The following is a 17,036-nucleotide window of genomic DNA, read 5'->3' as shown; positions in this document are numbered from 1 at the left end:
ATGGGCTTGTTGCGGCGCCTCCTCCTGACGGGTACGGTCCTCTGCACTGCGGTTTGCGGTACCGCCTCCGCGCGTGCCGAAAATCTCGACGACCTCGCGCCCTACAAGATGATCCGGTCGCTGCAATATGTGCAGGACACGGTTGCGCTCGGCGACCATTCGGCGATGGAAATGCAGCGCTTCCTGCTGAGCACGATCGACGAGCGGCTGCGCACGGCGGATTCGTCGATCTTCGATGATCCGCGCAATGTCGATGCGGCCCTCGTTTATGCCATGAGCGGCGGCAATCCCGAGACGCTGGAATTCCTGATCACCAAGGATGTGGACGGGCATTTCGATTCCCGCCTCACGGATGCGCTGCGCAGCTATCTCAGCGGCCGCGGCACGCAGAGCGTCAAGTCGCTCGCGGAAATCTTCCCGGAATACAAGCGCTCGCGCGTCGGCGCCTATCTGGCGCTCGTCTCGGCCAATTCCGTCATGCGCAAGGACCCGGCGCTGGCGCTGACCTATTTCGACTGGGGCCGCCTTGTCGCGCCCGGCACGATCGTCGAGGAGGCGGCCCTGCGCCGCTCGATCTATATCGCCAGCGAAGCGGGCTGGATCGACAAGAGCATGGCCTATGCCAACCGCTATGCGCGCCGCTACCTGCGCTCGCCCTATGCCAGCCAGTTCGCCGATCTTTTCGTGAAGCTGGCGGTGGACCATTTCGAGGCGATCAAGGAAGACGATATCCTTGAAATCCTCTCCTTCATGGACGTGCCCCGCCAGCGTGAGGTCTACCTGCGCATGGCGCGGCTTGCCGCGATCTCGGGCAAGAACAAGCTGGCCTCGCTTGCGGCCGAACGCGCACAGGCGCTGTCGGGCGACGGCGAAAGCGTGCCGAAGGTCCTGGCGGATCTCTATTCGGGCCTCGCCTCGGTGCCGTCAGGCGACGTGGCGCAGGCGATGGAATCGATCATCGCCATTCCCGACGACAAGCTTTCGGCCAAGGACCGCGCCCTGAAGGCGGCGGCCCGTGCGGTGGCCGAGGAAGTGCTGCGCGTGCCGGAGACGGTGCCGACGGAGGCGAAAGCCGCCGTGCCGACCGCCGACGTGGAAGACGCCTCCTACGAGGGGCTGAGCGAAGCGGAAATGGCGGACCGGGCAATGGACCCGCGCGCCGGCGGCGAAGAAACGCCGGTCGCATCGGCTATCGAGCCGAAAGAGGAAACGAAAGAGCAGGGCGAAACGGCGGGCATCGATCCGGCTTTCGATACATTCGTATCGGGCGGCCGGTCCAAGCTCGACGAAATCGACGCGCTCTTGAAAGGAGAAGGCAGTTGAGCACCATCGGTAGCGGGGTTTTGGGCGTCGTGCAGGGGCATGCGCCAACCAAGGGCAAGGCCGCTCACGGCCTTTCCGCCGGCGCTTCGGAAGAGGGCGGTTTCGCCAGTGCCGTTGCGAGCATCTCCGGACGAGAGGGCGATTCGGGCCGCAAGGGCGCGCGCCTGTCGCTCTCGATCGGCGCGGGTGAACCCGAAGGGGAGAAGACCGACGAGACGCGCGTCAAGCTCGGCCGTCGCGACGGAGCGGCGCTCAACGAAGCCTTGCGCAACAAGGCCGGGGCGGACGTGCCCGAAGAGGACGCGGTGCCCTTCGAGGAAAAGGCGGCAGCCCTGCTCGAAACCGCTGGTCGCCACGGTCGCAAGACGCAGGGCGAGGGGCGCAACACCGACAAGGTCAGTGCACGCAATACTGACGAGCCGGCCGCGGACGACGCCGAGGCGACGACCGACACGGCAGAGGCGGCACCGGCGAACACGGATGTCGGCAATCTCCTGGAAATGCTGGCCGCCCCGAACGCCGTGACCAATGGCGCGGCGGCGAAGGCTGGTGTCGCGGGCGCCGTACAGGACGTCAAGACGCAGACCGGCGGCAAGGGCCAGGCCAAGGCCGAAGCACGCGCCGATGCCACGGCGGTGAAGGCCGATGCCACGGCGGCGGTCGATGGTGCGGATGCCGGCGAGGTGCCGCAGTCCGATACCGACCAACTCTTCCGCCTGATCCGCGCCGACGGCAAGGGGCGCGATCTCGACATGAAACTTTCCGACGCCGGCGAGCGCGCCACCTTCCGCGACGCTAATCCGACCGGCGTGAAGGGCGAGACGGTGACCGTGGTCGATGCGCGCCGTTATATCGGCCTCGCGCAGACCGGCAATGCGGGCGCCGTGACCTCCGCGATCACGCAGGACCCGCAATGGGCGGCCTCGCTCAGTGCCACCGGCGGGCTCAGCCATTCCGAAGCGGCTGCGACCGGCAAGGTCGTCAACACGCTGAAGATCCAGATGCACCCGATCGAGCTCGGCCTCGTCACCGCCACGCTGCGCCTGCACGGCGACGCGCTCGTCGTCTCGTTGCAGGTGGAGACGGGCGAAGCCTATCGGCAGCTTACCGACGATCAGGACGCCATCGTGCGTGCGCTGCGCGGCCAGGGTTTTGCCGTCGACCAGGTCACCGTGCAGCTTTCGCCGGCCGACAAGAGCGCGAACGGCCAGCAGGGCGACAGCCAGAACCAGCAGCAACAGCAGCAGTTCTCCAACCCACAGGCGCGTGAAGGCGGCAATGGCCGCCAGGGCGGCGGAGAGCAGCAGGCACGCAATTTTGCACGCGAGGGAATGTCCCATGAAGGCAACACGTCGGAAAACGCTCCTGGCCTCGCTGGCGGTCAGCCTCAGCGCACTGGCGGCGTCTATCTCTGACGCTAACGCCTCCGTCGGGGCCTGCGAGCGTGAAATCCTCGCCGCGGCCGCGAAATATGACATACCGGCCGGCATCCTCTATTCCGTCGGTCTCACCGAGACCGGCCGGAAGGGATCGTTGCAGCCCTATGCCATGAACATCGAGGGCAAGGCCTTTTTCGGCCGCGACCGGCAGGATGCGTTGCAGGCTTTCGAGAAGGCGCGCGCCAGCGGCGCGAAGCTGATCGACCTCGGCTGCATGCAGATCAACCACCACTTCCACCGCGACCAGTTTGCCTCGACGGCGGAAATGTTTGACCCGCGCAAGAACGTCGAGTATGCGGCGGCGTTTCTTTCGCGGCTTCACGCCAGGCATGAGACCTGGACGATGGCCGTCGCGCGCTATCATGCGGGGCCGAACAACGACCCCGCGCAGAAGCGTTATGTCTGCCGGGTGATCGCAAATCTGGTCGCGACGGGCTACGGAAGCTGGACGGCGAACGCGAAACAGTTCTGCCAATAATTCGACTAAAAGTTGAAATTTCACACCCCGAACGACCTGTGCCGTAATGTGGCAGGAATGCGCCCTGAATTGGGATGACAAGGCGCGTCGTTAACCTTTGTTAACTTTTCCACTACATAGTTGTGGCGAAAGTCGAGGCGACCTACTATATGTAGATCAAATCGGCACGCAAATCTTAATCAACTGTTAATTCCACTCAGTCACTTTCTCTAATTGCCGGTGATTCGCCCGATTCGTACCACTGCCTCAACGTGGCACCACACTGATTCGGAGGCGGACGAATGATCGTAGTGGTTGATGAGCGAGAGCTCGTGAAAGATGGTTATACTTCTCTATTTGGACGCGAGGGCGTGCCCTCGACGGGGTTCGATCCCCGTGAATTCGGCGAGTGGGTCAACACCGCTGCCGATTCGGACATCGATGCGGTCGAGGCCTTCCTGATTGGCCAGGGCCAGCTCGGCATGGAACTGCCGCGCGCGATCCGGGACCGCTCCCAGGCCCCGGTGATCGCGGTCAGCGACACACCCTCCCTGGAAAACACGCTTGCGCTGTTCGACAGCGGCGTCGATGACGTCGTGCGCAAGCCGGTGCATCCCCGGGAAATCCTGGCCCGTGCGGCGGCCATCCGGCGGCGCCTGAAGGCGCTGACCAACTTCACCGAAATCGGCCCGATCCGTGTGTTTTCCGACGGTCGCGACCCGGAAATCAACGACGAAGTCTTCCCGCTGCCGCGCCGCGAGCGCCGCATCCTGGAATATTTGGTCGCCAACCGCGGCCGCCGGCTTTCCAAGACCCAGATCTTCAACGCGATCTACGGCATCTTCGACGAGGACGTCGAAGAAAACGTCGTCGAAAGCCACATCAGCAAACTGCGCAAGAAGCTGCGCAAGAAGCTCGGTTTCGACCCGATCGATTCCAAGCGCTTCCTTGGCTACTGCATCGACTGGCAGGGCTGAAAAGAGATTGCCGGCTGGCAGGGAAGGCGGACCCTGCCAGACGACCTTGGCAGCCAGCTTCACGCAAGGCCCGTTTCATAGGGTCGTAGTGACGAGACGAACGGGGAAATGACATGAGCCTCTACGGTACGATGAGAACGGGTGTTTCCGGCATGAATGCACAGGCGAACCGCCTGAGCACGGTGGCCGACAACATCGCAAACGCGAATACGACAGGCTACAAGAAGGCCTCGACCCAGTTCTCCTCCCTTATCCTGCCCACCACCGGCGGCGCCTACAATTCCGGCGGCGTCAACACGGATGTGCGCTACTCCATCTCCTCGCAGGGTACCTTCACCTACACCACCTCTGCGACGGACCTCGCCATCAACGGCAAGGGCTTCTTCATCGTCCAGGGTTCCGACGGTGTCGAATACATGACCCGCGCCGGCGCCTTCACGCCGATGAGCGACGGCTCGCTGCAGAACTCGTCCGGCTTCAAGCTGATGGGTTATCCCTATTCCTCGACCGAAGACCCGACGATCGTCATCAACGGTTTCGCGGGCCTCGAAGAGATCAACCTTGCAGCCGGCGAGCTGAACGTGAAGGCCTCCGAAAGCGGCTACCTGCACGTCAACCTGCCGTCGAATGCCGAAGACCCGTTCTCCAAGACGACCTCGCTGGTCGCCTATGACAGCCTCGGCAACACCCGCAAGCTCGACTTCAAATATTCGACGACGGGCACCCCGAACGAGTGGTCGCTGGAAGTCAACTATACGGACCCGGTCTCCGGCACGGTCACGCCGCTTCTTGCCGCGACGACCCTGACCTTCGACACGGACGGCAAGCTCGTTTCGCCGACGGACATCACGCTGGCGGGCCCGACGACCATCGGCGGCGGTGTGCTCAACCCGCTGGAAATCTCCATCGGCGGCACCAGCGGCGGCAGCACGCAGCTTGCGGCCGACTTCGCAGCCAAGGGCGACATCGACGGCATCGGCCCGAGCGGCGTTGCCGGCTATGAAATCAGCGACGACGGTATCGTCTATCTCAAATACGAGAACGGCGACCTCGCTCCGAAATACCGTATCGCCATGGCGAACGTGCAGAGCCCGGACAACCTCAAGCCTCTGCCGGGCAACGTCTACGCGCAGAGCAGCGATTCCGGTGTGGTCGTCATGGGTTATGCCGGCAACGGCGGCTACGGCACCATCATCTCCGGCGCGCTGGAAGACTCCAACGTCGACATCGCCGAAGAACTGACCAGCATGATCGAGTCGCAGCGCAATTACACTGCCAACTCGAAGGTCTTCCAGACCGGTTCCGAACTGATGGAAGTCCTCGTCAATCTCAAGAGATAAGCCGGCATGACGCCGCGCGTGCATTCGAGAGTTAGGTAGAACCGATGTCGCTTTCAGCAGCAATGAAGACTGCTCAGTCCAGCTTCTCCAACGTAGGCCTTCAATCGGCCGTCGCGTCGAAGAACATTGCCAATGCAAGCAACCCGGCCTACGCCCGCCGCGCGGCGATCCTCGCTACGGCGACCTCCGGTGCAACGGTGGTCGAAACGCAGCGTGCACAGAACGAAGCACTGCTGAAGCAGAACCTGCTGTCGATCTCCAAGTCCGCCGGCCAGGACACGCTCCTGTCCGGTCTCACGCAGATGAAGATGATGATGGGCGGCGAGGACTATGAACTCGCCCCCTCCACCTATCTCGCAAAGCTGCGCGACAATCTCCAGACCTTCGCCGACAAGCCGAACGAAGTCTCGCTCGCCGAGACGGTCGTGTCGGATGCGATCGATGTCGCAAATTCCCTGAACGGCACCTCGCATGCCCTGCAGAAGCTTCGGTCCGAAGCGGATGCGGACATCGACGGGGCGGTGAAGGAACTCAACCGCCTGCTCAGCGAATTCAAGACCCAGAACGACAAGGTCAAGCAGGGCACGGCGTCGGGCACCGACGTCAACGATGCGCTCGACCAGCGCGACAAGCTGCTCACCGAAATCTCCGCGATCGTCGGCGTCACCGCCGTCAACCGCACGAACAACGACCTGGCGCTCTACACGAGCGACGGCACGGTGCTGTTCGAGACGGTGGCGCGCACGGTGACCTTCGAGCCGCAGACCACCTACACCGCGGCCGTCGACGGCTTCCCGGTCTATGTGGACGGCGTGCCGATCCAGCCGGGTGCCGGCGGCAACACCAGCGCACAAGGCTCGATCGCAGCTCTCTTGCAGATCCGTGACAACGTCGCGCCGACCTTCCAGAACCAGCTCGACGAAATGTCCGTCGCCCTCATCTCGATGTTCTCCGAGAGCGTCGAGACGCCGCCGGGCTCCGGCACCTTCGTGGCGACCGACGGCCTCTTCACCTGGAGCGGCATCCCGACGGTCAATTCGCCAGGTCTCGGCGCGGTCATCAAGGTCAATCCGGACGTGATCACCGCGCAGGGCGGCAATGCCATGCTGCTGCGCGACGGCATCAACGCGACCTTCAACCTGAATGACGATGCCAGCTTCTCGGAGCTGTTGAACGGCTACGCGACGGGTTTCGAGACGACCAGGACCTTCGACCCGGATGCGGCGATCGACACGACCGGCACGATCCTCGCCTTCTCGACCGGCTCGGTTGGCTGGCTGGAACAGATCCGCAGCGCGGCGACGACGGCAGGCGACGACAAGACAGCGCTGCTCGGCCGCACCCAGGAAGCGCTTCTCAATGTGACGGCCGTCAGCCTCGACGAGGAACTGGCCCTGCTTCTCGACCTCGAGCAATCCTACAAGGCGTCGGCGAAACTCGTGGCGGCGGTCGATGAGATGATTGCCGCGCTTCTACAGGCGGCGGGGTAAGTTATGAAGACTTCTTTCGTTTCGAACATGTCCCTTCAGAACGCGATGCGGCTTACCGTCGCCAGCGCGCAGAAGGAGATGTTGCAGCTTCAGGAGGAGACGGTCACCGGCCGTCATGCCGATGTCGGCGCCGTGCTCGGCGCCAAGACCGCGCGCACGCTGAACCTGCACCGCGACCTCCAGCGCATGGAATCGCTGAAGAGCACCAACGCGCTGACGACGCAGCGCCTTGCCGCTTCGCAGGAAGCGCTCGGCCAGATGTCGACGGCGGCAAACGATGCGCTGGAAGTGTTCATCGCGCTTTCCGGCATCACGTCCGCCGACCAGCTGGCGCTCGCCAAGGAGAACATCGGCAACGCGATGTCGACCTTCACCGCCGCCGCCAACAGTTCTTTTAGCGGTGAATTCCTCTTTGCCGGCATCAACACCGACGTGACGCCGCTCAAGGACTATTTGCAGGAAACGCCGGTTTCCGACGCGAAGGCAGCGTTCGACGCCGCATTCGCCACGCATTTCGGCTTCCCGCAGAGCAATGAAGTCGCCGTCGCCGGCATCACGCCGACCGACATGCAGGACTTCATCGACAACCTCGAAACGAGTTTCATGGGGCCGGGCTGGGAGACGGACTGGTCGAACGCGTCCGACGAGAACATGCAGAGCCGCATCAGCACGGCCGAGACGGTACAGAGCTCGACCAACACCAATGTCGAGGGCATGCGCTACATGGCGCTCGGCCTCGTGCTCGGTCAGGAGCTGCTGGCACTCGGCATTTCAGAACAGACCCGCAAGACGGTCAGCGACGCGGCGATCGACTATACGGGCCGCGCGATCTCCGGCATTGATGGCGAGCGCTCCAAGCTCGGCATTTCCGAGGCGCGCGTGACCCAGGCCAATACCTCGCTCAATGCCCAGATCACCATCCTGAGCACCAGCATCAAGGATATGGAAGGCATCGATACCTACGAGGCGGCGACGCGCGTCACCACGCTCGAATCGCAACTTTCGCTCGCTTACACGCTGACGTCGAGGATCCAGAACCTGAGCCTGCTGAATTACCTCTGATGAACCAGAGGGTACGGACACACATGAAGGATGTCTGAATGTACCAGTTTTCATATGCCGAGATCATGGAGGAAGGCGTTGCCGTCTCGAAAGATCGAGAGCGGCAGGTCCTCGACCGGTCGATTGCGCTTCTGACAGCGGCAATGGCCTCCGATGGCGGCACCTACGGCAGGGAAGCGGTGGAGGCGATCTACTTTACCCGCCGCGTCTGGATACGCTTTATCGAAGATCTCGGAAATCCGGAAAACCAGCTCGAAGACGAGCTTCGGGCCAACCTCATCTCGATCGCCATCTGGATACTCAAGGAAGTCGAAAAGATCCGCAAACGCGAATCCAACAATTTCCAGGGCATCATCGACATCACCACCATCATCAAGGATGGCATCAAATGAAAAGTACACTGCGTATATCGCTGAAGTCCGGTGAGCGCATTTTCGTCAACGGCGCAGTTTTGAGGGTCGACCGCAAGGTCGCGATCGAATTCCTCAACGATGTCACCTTCCTCCTGGAAAACCACGTTCTTCAGCCCGAGCAGGCCACCACGCCGCTTCGCCAGCTCTACTTCATCGCCCAGATGGCGCTGATCAATCCGGAAGGGGCCGAACAGTCGATCGCCATGTTCCGCAAATCGGTCATCATGCTGCTTTCCTGCTTCAAGAACGAGGAAGTGCTCGCCGAGCTCAAGCGCGTCGACGCCCTCGTCACCCAGGACCGCGTCTTCGAGGCGCTGAAAGCCATCCGCGCGCTCTACCCGATCGAGGATCGCATCCTCAACAATCAGGAGATCCCGCCGGCCACCATCGAACAGATCCGCAGGGAGATCGCACCATGGTAACCCCCGTCGGCGCCGCATCGGCGGCAGACAAGCCTTATGTTCCGACCGTTACCGGCGCTGAATCCGGCACGGACGAGAAGTCGGCGACCATCAACTACGAAAGCTTCCTGAAGCTGCTCGTGGCGCAGATGAAGAACCAGGATCCGACCGAGCCGATGGACGCGACCCAGCAGATGGCGCAGCTTGCGACCTTCTCGCAGGTCGAGCAGACTATCAAGACCAACAAGAACCTGGAAAGCCTGCTGCAGCGCACCTCGCTGCAGGAAGCGAACTCGGTCATCGGCCGCACCGTCACCAGCGAGGACGGCAAGATTTCTGGCGTCGTCAAGGAAGTCACGCTATACAACGACGGCATCGTTGCGACGCTTGATTCGGGCAAGACCCTTGTCATCGGTCCCGGCGTGAAGGTCAGCGAAACCACGGCGAGTGAACCCGAAACGTGAATGAGGCAGACGCCCTCGACATAGCGCAGGCAGCCATCTGGACGGTCGTCGTGGCCTCCGGACCGGCCGTGCTTGCCGCCATGATCGTTGGCGTCGCCATCGCTTTTATCCAGGCATTGACCCAGGTGCAGGAAATGACCCTCACCTTCGTGCCGAAAATCCTCGCGATCTTCGTGACGATCGCCATCTCGGCCCCCTTCATCGGCGCCCAGATCTCCATTTTTACCAATATCGTCTTTTCCCGAATAGAAAGCGGCTTCTAGCCGGTTTCTGTCGCAAGAGTATCCCACCTGCGGGACGTCATCCTCGGGCTTGACCCGAGGATCCACAGCCGTTGCGTGGATGGTCGGGTCAGGCCCGACCATGACACAGGAGAGGTTTGCGCAAGCTTCGGCCTGTAGGTCATGGGGTGAAAATGGGCGGCGCGTGTGACGCGCCGCCGCCTCTCATGACGAGACGGGAACTCTTTCGATGGCGCAAGTACCGGCAATCAGCATTCCGAAGGTGAGCCCAAACGGCCGCGATATCGCGTTCGCCGTTGGCATCCTGACGATCCTGTCGATCCTCTTCCTGCCGATTCCGGCCTTCATGATCGACATGGGGCTGGCTTTCTCCATCGCCTTCTCGGTCCTGATCCTGATGGTGGCGCTGTGGATCCAGCGCCCGCTCGATTTCTCGTCCTTCCCGACCGTTCTGCTGATCGCGACGATGATCCGGCTGGCGCTCAACATCGCCACGACCCGCGTCATCCTCTCGCACGGCAACGAGGGCCATGATGCGGCGGGCGGCGTGATCGCAGGCTTTGCCAGCCTCGTCATGTCCGGCGATTTCGTCATCGGTCTCATCGTCTTCATGATCCTCATCGTGGTGAACTTCATCGTCATCACCAAGGGCGCGACGCGTATCGCCGAAGTCGGCGCGCGTTTCACCCTCGACGCCATCCCCGGCAAGCAGATGTCGATCGACGCCGACCTTTCGGCGGGCCTGATCGACGAGAAACAGGCGCAGCTGCGTCGCCGCGAACTGGAAGAGGAAAGCTCCTTCTTCGGCTCGATGGACGGTGCGTCGAAATTCGTGCGCGGCGACGCGATCGCCGGCCTGCTCATCACCGCCATCAACGTCTTCGGTGGCATCATCATCGGGTATTTCCGCCACGGTATGGAACTGTCGGAAGCGGCCGATGTCTTCGTCAAGCTTTCGGTCGGCGACGGCCTGGTCTCGCAAATCCCGGCCCTTATCGTGTCGCTCGCCGCGGGTCTCATCGTATCGCGCGGCGGCACGGCAGGCTCGACGGATCAGGCGGTCGTCAACCAGCTCTCCGGCTATCCACGTGCGCTCTTCGTCGCGTCCGGCCTGATGATGATGCTCGCGGTTATTCCGGGCCTGCCGTTCTTCCCGTTCATGATGCTCGGTGGTCTCATGGCCTTCGGGGCGTGGATGATCCCGCGCCGCATTGAAGCGGAGAACAAGGCGCGCCGGGACGACGAGGCCAAACAGGTCCAACAGACGCGCGACCAGGAGAAGGATTCGGTTAAGTCGGTGCTGAAGACCGCCGAAATCGAGCTTCTGCTCGGCAAGCAGGTCTCCACGCGTCTGCTCGGCGCGCACCAGGAACTGGCCTTCCGCGTCGGCAAGATGCGCAAGAAATTCGCCGGGCAATACGGCTTCGTCGTGCCGGAAATCAAGGTTTCCGACGACATCTCGATCCCCGACAAATCCTACCAAATCCGCATCCACGGCACGACGATCGCGTCCAACATCGTGCGCGTCGGCGAAGTGCTGGTCGTCACCGGCGGCGGGCGCAAGCCGAGCGTGCCGGGCGACGATATCCGCGAACCCGCCTTCGGCATGCCGGCGGTCTCGATCCTCGAAACCTTCGCAGACGACCTGCGCCGCGAAGGCTTCCACCCGATCGATAACGTCTCGGTGGTTCTCACGCACCTCTCCGAAGTCATCCGCAACAACCTGCCGCAGCTCCTGTCCTACAAGGACGTCAAGGTGCTGATCGAGCGCCTCGACCCGGAATACCGCAAGCTCGCCGACGAAATCTGCTCGTCGCACATGTCCTATTCCGGCCTCCAGGCCGTCCTGAAGCTGTTGCTTGCCGAGCGCGTCTCGATCCGCAACCTGCACCTCATCCTCGAAGCGGTCGCCGAACTCGCGCCGCATGTCCGCAAGACCGAGCAAATCGTCGAGCATGTCCGCATCCGCATGTCTCAGCAGATCTGCGGCGATCTCGCCGAAAACGGCGTGCTACCGGTGCTGCGCCTCGGCAACAAGTGGGACATGGTCTTCCACCAGGCCTTGAAGCGCGACACCAAGGGCGAAATCGTCGAGTTCGACATCGATCCGCGCCAGCTCGAAGAGTTTTCCGAGCAGGCAACCCGGGTTATCCGCGAGTTTTTGGACCGCGGCACGCCTTTCGTACTGGTCACGTCGCCCGAATCGCGCACTTATGTGCGCATGATCATCGAGCGCCTGTTCGCCACATTGCCGGTTCTCTCGCATGTCGAGCTCGCCAAGGGCATCGAGATCAAGATTCTCGGCTCCATTTCATGATAACGGACCCGCAGGGCACGGTGCTGGCGCTGTTCGCCGCCTTTTGCCGTGTCGGCGGGTGTTTCATGCTGCTGCCGGGTTTTTCCTCCGCGCGCCTCTCCATGCAGATCCGCCTGTTCCTGGCGGTGGCGATCTCCATGGCGGTGCTGCCCATCATGTGGGATGTCATCTACCCGCGCACCTCCGGCTCGCTCGACGGCTATCTCAAGCTCATCGTCTTCGAAACGCTGACCGGCGCCGTCATCGGCCTGATCGCGCGCTATTACGTGCTCGGCCTGCAATTCGCGGGCACGGTGCTCACCATGATGATGGGCTTCAACGCGCCGCCGACGCCGGACGTGCTCGAAGACACCGCCGAAAACCAGCTGACGAACCTGCTCTCGTTTGCCGGCCTGCTCGTGCTTTTCATGCTGGATTTCCACCATGTCGTCATGCGGGCGCTGATCGAATCCTACAATGTCATGCCGCTCGGCGAAGGCTTCAATCCGCAGAGCGCGCTCATCTCGCTCACCGATACGCTGAGCCAGACCTTCATGATCATGCTGCGGCTCGCGAGCCCCTTCATCCTCTACGGCCTGGTGTTCAACGTCTCCATCGGCCTCGTCAACAAGCTGGCGCCGCAGATCCCGATCTACTTCGTCTCGCTGCCCTTCATCATCCTGGGCGGCCTGGTGCTAATGTATTTCGGCATTTCCTCGCTGCTTGAAATTTTCGCGGCCGGCTTCATTCCCGTCTTCCAGGGGCGATGACGATGGCGCAGAACCGTTCGGACAAGCTGAAACGCCTGGTCTCCGTGCAGCGTCACCTGGAAAAGATGGCCGAGATCGACCTCGCCAACACCACGCAGCAGCGCCAGGAAGTGGCGGAGACGATGGATGCCGTCATCGGCGCGATCAACTCGCTCGATCCGGTGCATCGCAGCTTTTCGCGGCACTATTCCGGCCAGTACAGCAAGCTCCAGCAGCAGGACCACATGCTGGCGAACGTTCAGCAGATGCACGAGATGCGCGTGGTGCGCGAGCGCACCAAGGGCGACCGCATGGAAGAGCACCGCAAGGAAGCGCGCAGCGCCGAGGACCGCGAGGCCGCCGACAATTCCATCTACGACCTCATCGACCAGCACATCGCCTACAAGAAGAGCGACGACTAGGCACTCTTCCGCCAAGCTTTTGTAATGAAACGCGATTTAACGCCGTCTCATGGAAGCTTGCGTCAGAGTGGATTCGGCAGTCGATGCCGTCACGACTTCGTCATCCGCCACCAGCCTCCCGTAAGGTTGAGCAGCGATAGTCGCATCAGGACGATGACGAGGTTTGTCGAAGCAGCCGCAGATGCGGCGCGGACGATCCCGATGTCCCAAACAGTCAAAGGCCGGCGGACCGCCATGAGGACGGGTCCGGCTTGCAGGAAACACCTGAAAGGCTTTAGGACGTGGCAATTTCTCCCCCCAGCGATCTGGTGCTTGATGTCGTGCGCGCCGCCGACCCGGCCCAGGTTCAGGAAGCGCAAGCCAAGCTGAAATCGAACCGCGCCGCCTTCGAGGCGACGAGCCTCGCGGAAGCGGGCGCCGGTTTCCAGGCCACCGTCGGCAGCATCCTCAACAGGGATTCGGCTGGTGCGCATGCGTCGAGTCAGGGTGTTTCCGCCGTCGGCGGCAAGTCCGTGCCGGAGCACCTGCGCAAGTTCGAAGCCATGGTGTTGCAGAATTTCGTGAAATCCATGCTGCCGGCAGACAGCGAAGAAATGTACGGCAAGGGCACGGCCGGCGAGATGTGGCGCGGCATGATGGCCGACCAGCTCGGCACGGCGATCGCCAAGGGCGGCGGCATCGGCATTGCCGAAAGCCTGGCCAAGAGCAGCGGCATCGGCGCCGCGTCCCCGGAAAAAGACAAGAATACCGACCGTGTCGCATCCGGCATGGTGCAGGCCCTGCAGCGGGAGGCCTTTGCCGACCTGACGCCGGGCATCAAGGAACATGACAAGAAAAGCGTAAGCGGAGCATAACAAAATGGAACAGGCGACCAACGAACTCCGGATCCGCACCGTCCTCGGCCGGCTTGAGACCATCATCGACAACGAGAACGACAATATCGGCAGCGATCCCGAATTCGACCTGCCGACCTCGAACGCCCACAAGAGCCGCTGCCTCTACGAGCTGGCAATGCTGACGCGCGATGTGCGCCCGGACGAGGTGCCGCGGACGTTTTCGACGCAGCTCGGCCGCGTTCGTGAAAAGCTCGCGACCAACGCCCAGCGCGTCTCCGCCCATCTCGATGCGGTGCGTGAGGTCGTCAGCATCCTGAAGAATGCCGTGCAGGACCTCGAAGCCGACGGCACCTATTCGCAGGAACAGTTCCGCGTGAGTTACGGCACATGATCAAGCTCATCGGCACCGGCGTCTGGATCCTCGCGATCACGCTCGCCTCGGTCTATTTTTCGCTGAAGATGGCCTCGGCCCCCAAGGTCGATACGACGGCCGCGGAACGCGAGGCGGCCATGGAGTTCGTCAGCGGCTATACGACGACCGTGCCGGTGATCGGGGAGGGCGGCGTCAGCGGCTACCTCCTCACCAAGCTCGCCTACAAGGCGAACAAGGAGCTTGCCGCCAAACAGACCGTGCCCCTGCCGCAGATGATCACCGACGAGCTCTATACGCTGCTCGTCGGCAAGAAGATGATCGACGTGGCGACGGTCGGCAGCTTCGACGTCGATGCCTTTCGCGGCATCGTCAAGGAGGGGCTGAACCGCCGTTTTGGTGCGGAGGTGATCGCGGAGGTCTATGTCGAGCAGATCGACTATATTACCACCGCCTCCGTACAGGACCCGGCGCCGAAGAAGGGCCAGACGCTCGTCAAGGGCGAGGTTCCGGCCGGCAAGCCCGCGGAAAAAAGCGGCGGGCATTGAGACCCACCGCCTGAACACATCTTTATCGATCGATAAGAGCCGGCCGCCTCAGAGCGAGCCGGCTTTTGCCGTATCGTTCCTGTCATGCGCCTCGCCCGTGCCGGAAAACTTGTAGCGCAGCACATGGTAGAGGAAGGAAAAGTCGGCGCGGCTGAGGCGCGATGGCGCCTTCACCAGGCGGTAGAGCCATTCGAGCCGCAGCCGGCGGATGCCGCCCGGCGCCGCGTGCGGCGCATCGGCGACCACATCGAACAGGTTGCCGACGCTGAGTACGAGCCGGGCATGGCCGGGGCCGACATGGCGGTCGATCCATTTTTCCTGCGCCGGGCTGCCCATGGCGACGAGCAGGATATCGGCATTCGCCTCGCGCACCCGCTCCATGACCGCGTCGGAGGCCGCCCGGTCGAAGAAACCGTCGGAAATCGGCAGGAAATCGTGCCAGGGCGCATGCCGGCGAAAATTCTCCGCCGCCTGCATCAGCGTCGTCTGCTGCGCGCCGATCATCGCCACGCGCATCGGCCGGGCAAGATAGGTGAGCAAGGCCGGGACGAAATCCGTGCCCGTCAGATTTGCCGGGAACTTGCGGCCGTGGAACAGCATGGAGGCGATGTCGACGCCGTGGCCGTCCGGTAGCACGATCTGGCGTTCCAGCACGGCGCGGTATTCCGGGTCACGGATCATCAGGTTGGCATTGCCGGCATTGATGAAGGCGATGACGCTCTGCCCGAAGGGCATAGTCGCCACCTCTTCGGCAAAGGCGAAGGCCTCCGCCCAGCCGAGATCGCAGACCGGCAGGCCGAGAATATCCCGTTGCGAGGCGACGATATTGCCCGACATAAGGTTCATGACAAGCTTCCTTCCGGGACGGTCTTGGCCGATCCCGCAATGCGCGTTCTGTTCTACGTCGGGTTTAACAACTTCGCCTGAAGGGCCATTTAAGGTTTTCGGGAAAAGCCTATGGGTGGCGTTCACGCTTTCCTAACCATGTCGTCGACCGTCGGTATAAGCTGCTGAAATGAAGAGATATTTTTCGCGAACCTCCGCGGCTTTCCATCGGAAGAAACCTTGCGGTTGCGTCAAAAAAGGACTTTTCGCCTGCTATGCGGGCTCCGTCATGCGGCAGGCATGGCTCTCGCATCGCTGACAGGAAAATCCACCGCACCGACGGTTTCCCGCAACGCGCGCTTGAAATTATGTGTTTTGGACAGCATAGGGCGTTAAGAGGCCATCCCGCCGCGCGGCCGCCCCACTAGAGTGGGGCACATCATTCAGGGAGAGAAATGTGACCACCATTATCGATGGGAAGCAGGTTGCCGCTTCCGTGATTGACGCCGTAAAATCCGCGACCGCTGCGCTGGAGACGGATGCGGGCGTAAAACCCGGCCTCGCCGTCGTCATCGTCGGCAACGACCCGGCCAGCCACGCCTATGTCTCCTCCAAGAGCCGCATGGCCAAGGAATGCGGCTTCACCTCCATCCAGCACACGCTGCCGGAGGAGACGACGCAGGAAGAACTCGCCCGCCTCGTCGAGACGCTGAACGCCGACGAAAGCGTTCACGGCATCCTCGTGCAGCTTCCCTTGCCCAAGCACCTGAATTCCGAGCCGATCATCCAGTCGATCAGGCCGGAGAAGGACGTCGACGGCCTGCATGTCGTCAATGCCGGCAAGCTCGCGACCGGCGATCTCGATGGCGGTCTCGTTTCCTGCACGCCGGCCGGCGCCATGGTCTTCGTGCGTCGCACGCACGGCAACGACCTCTCCGGCCTCAACGCCGTGGTGATCGGCCGTTCCAACCTGTTCGGCAAGCCGATGTCCGCCCTGCTGCTCGCCGCCAACGCGACGGTGACCACCGCCCATTCGCGCACCAAGGACCTCGCTGCGGTCTGCCGCAATGCCGATATCCTGGTGGCTGCCGTCGGCCGTCCGGAAATGGTGAAGGCCGACTGGGTGAAACCGGGCGCCACCGTCATCGACGTCGGCATCAACCGCATTGCCGCACCGGAGAAGGGCGAGGGCAAGTCGCGCATGGTCGGCGACGTCGCCTTCGAGGAATGCGCCAAGGTCGCCGGCGCCATTACGCCGGTCCCCGGCGGCGTCGGCCCGATGACCATCGCCATGCTGATGGCCAACACCGTCATCGCCGCCTACCGCAAGGCCGGCAGGACGCCGCCGAAGTTCTGATTTGTCCAACGATGTAAGGCGCCCC

At 62.5% G+C, this 17,036-nt stretch carries 19 protein-coding genes; 18 read left to right on the top strand and 1 reads right to left on the bottom strand.

Going from position 1 to position 17,036, the window contains the following annotated elements:
- The first annotated feature begins 6 nt into the window (after positions 1 to 6).
- The 17 genes from motC (at position 7) to GB927_RS29055 (ending at position 14,829) form a co-directional block, all read left to right on the top strand.
- Complete coding sequence (gene motC, locus GB927_RS29135; RefSeq protein WP_439655544.1) at positions 7 to 1,323, top strand: chemotaxis protein MotC; 1,317 nt, start codon at positions 7 to 9, stop codon at positions 1,321 to 1,323.
- On the top strand, positions 1,320 to 2,738 hold the full coding sequence (fliK, locus tag GB927_RS29130) for a flagellar hook-length control protein FliK (protein WP_256120726.1): 1,419 nt from the start codon (positions 1,320 to 1,322) through the stop codon (positions 2,736 to 2,738). Before motC ends, fliK begins: the two co-directional genes overlap by 4 nt.
- Complete coding sequence (locus tag GB927_RS29125) at positions 2,662 to 3,240, top strand: transglycosylase SLT domain-containing protein (RefSeq protein ID WP_256120725.1); 579 nt, start codon at positions 2,662 to 2,664, stop codon at positions 3,238 to 3,240. The genes fliK and GB927_RS29125 overlap by 77 nt, the downstream gene beginning before the upstream one ends.
- Positions 3,241 to 3,521: 281 nt before the next feature.
- Entirely contained in the window at positions 3,522 to 4,196 is a 675-nt protein-coding gene (gene rem / locus GB927_RS29120; RefSeq protein WP_256120724.1) for a transcriptional activator Rem, read from the top strand.
- A gap of 113 nt (positions 4,197 to 4,309) precedes the next feature.
- The gene (locus GB927_RS29115) at positions 4,310 to 5,536 is read left to right on the top strand and encodes a flagellar hook protein FlgE (RefSeq protein ID WP_256120723.1); all 1,227 of its coding nucleotides are present in this window, start codon (positions 4,310 to 4,312) and stop codon (positions 5,534 to 5,536) included.
- Positions 5,537 to 5,580: 44 nt separating this feature from the next.
- Positions 5,581 to 7,026: a flagellar hook-associated protein FlgK gene (flgK, locus tag GB927_RS29110; RefSeq protein WP_256120722.1), complete on the top strand. Its 1,446-nt coding sequence runs from the start codon at positions 5,581 to 5,583 to the stop codon at positions 7,024 to 7,026.
- A gap of 3 nt (positions 7,027 to 7,029) precedes the next feature.
- The gene (locus GB927_RS29105; RefSeq protein ID WP_256120721.1) at positions 7,030 to 8,088 is read left to right on the top strand and encodes a flagellar hook-associated family protein; all 1,059 of its coding nucleotides are present in this window, start codon (positions 7,030 to 7,032) and stop codon (positions 8,086 to 8,088) included.
- Between the two features lie 38 nt (positions 8,089 to 8,126).
- On the top strand, positions 8,127 to 8,480 hold the full coding sequence (gene flaF, locus GB927_RS29100; RefSeq protein WP_256120720.1) for a flagellar biosynthesis regulator FlaF: 354 nt from the start codon (positions 8,127 to 8,129) through the stop codon (positions 8,478 to 8,480).
- Positions 8,477 to 8,923 carry a flagellar biosynthesis repressor FlbT gene (flbT, locus tag GB927_RS29095; protein ID WP_256120719.1) on the top strand — a complete coding sequence of 149 codons (447 nt, stop codon included), beginning with the start codon at positions 8,477 to 8,479 and terminating at the stop codon, positions 8,921 to 8,923. The genes flaF and flbT overlap by 4 nt, the downstream gene beginning before the upstream one ends.
- Complete coding sequence (gene flgD / locus GB927_RS29090) at positions 8,917 to 9,366, top strand: flagellar hook assembly protein FlgD (RefSeq protein ID WP_256120718.1); 450 nt, start codon at positions 8,917 to 8,919, stop codon at positions 9,364 to 9,366. Before flbT ends, flgD begins: the two co-directional genes overlap by 7 nt.
- Positions 9,363 to 9,629 carry a flagellar biosynthesis protein FliQ gene (fliQ, locus tag GB927_RS29085; RefSeq protein WP_256120717.1) on the top strand — a complete coding sequence of 89 codons (267 nt, stop codon included), beginning with the start codon at positions 9,363 to 9,365 and terminating at the stop codon, positions 9,627 to 9,629. The genes flgD and fliQ overlap by 4 nt, the downstream gene beginning before the upstream one ends.
- A 208-nt stretch (positions 9,630 to 9,837) precedes the next feature.
- Entirely contained in the window at positions 9,838 to 11,925 is a 2,088-nt protein-coding gene (gene flhA, locus GB927_RS29080; protein WP_256120716.1) for a flagellar biosynthesis protein FlhA, read from the top strand.
- The gene (gene fliR / locus GB927_RS29075; protein ID WP_256120715.1) at positions 11,922 to 12,674 is read left to right on the top strand and encodes a flagellar biosynthetic protein FliR; all 753 of its coding nucleotides are present in this window, start codon (positions 11,922 to 11,924) and stop codon (positions 12,672 to 12,674) included. The genes flhA and fliR overlap by 4 nt, the downstream gene beginning before the upstream one ends.
- A gap of 2 nt (positions 12,675 to 12,676) precedes the next feature.
- Positions 12,677 to 13,075: a hypothetical protein gene (locus GB927_RS29070; protein WP_256120714.1), complete on the top strand. Its 399-nt coding sequence runs from the start codon at positions 12,677 to 12,679 to the stop codon at positions 13,073 to 13,075.
- 281 nt (positions 13,076 to 13,356) lie between these two features.
- A complete protein-coding gene (locus GB927_RS29065) occupies positions 13,357 to 13,929 on the top strand; it encodes a rod-binding protein (protein WP_256120713.1) in 573 nt (190 codons plus the stop codon).
- A gap of 4 nt (positions 13,930 to 13,933) precedes the next feature.
- A complete protein-coding gene (locus GB927_RS29060; RefSeq protein ID WP_256120712.1) occupies positions 13,934 to 14,302 on the top strand; it encodes a hypothetical protein in 369 nt (122 codons plus the stop codon).
- On the top strand, positions 14,299 to 14,829 hold the full coding sequence (locus tag GB927_RS29055; protein ID WP_256120711.1) for a hypothetical protein: 531 nt from the start codon (positions 14,299 to 14,301) through the stop codon (positions 14,827 to 14,829). The genes GB927_RS29060 and GB927_RS29055 overlap by 4 nt, the downstream gene beginning before the upstream one ends.
- Before the next feature lie 48 nt (positions 14,830 to 14,877).
- Here the strand turns inward: GB927_RS29055 and GB927_RS29050 are convergent, their stop codons facing one another.
- Entirely contained in the window at positions 14,878 to 15,675 is a 798-nt protein-coding gene (locus GB927_RS29050) for a WecB/TagA/CpsF family glycosyltransferase (protein WP_256120710.1), read from the bottom strand.
- A 436-nt stretch (positions 15,676 to 16,111) separates the two neighbouring features.
- Between GB927_RS29050 and folD the strand changes: the two genes are divergently transcribed.
- Positions 16,112 to 17,011 carry a bifunctional methylenetetrahydrofolate dehydrogenase/methenyltetrahydrofolate cyclohydrolase FolD gene (gene folD / locus GB927_RS29045; protein WP_256120709.1) on the top strand — a complete coding sequence of 300 codons (900 nt, stop codon included), beginning with the start codon at positions 16,112 to 16,114 and terminating at the stop codon, positions 17,009 to 17,011.
- Positions 17,012 to 17,036 lie beyond the last annotated feature (25 nt).

It is taken from the genome of Shinella lacus (assembly GCF_010994755.1).
Lineage (GTDB): Bacteria > Pseudomonadota > Alphaproteobacteria > Rhizobiales > Rhizobiaceae > Shinella > Shinella lacus.
Note: the sequence above shows the minus strand (reverse complement) of the source record. Positions and strands in the feature narration are given on the sequence as shown.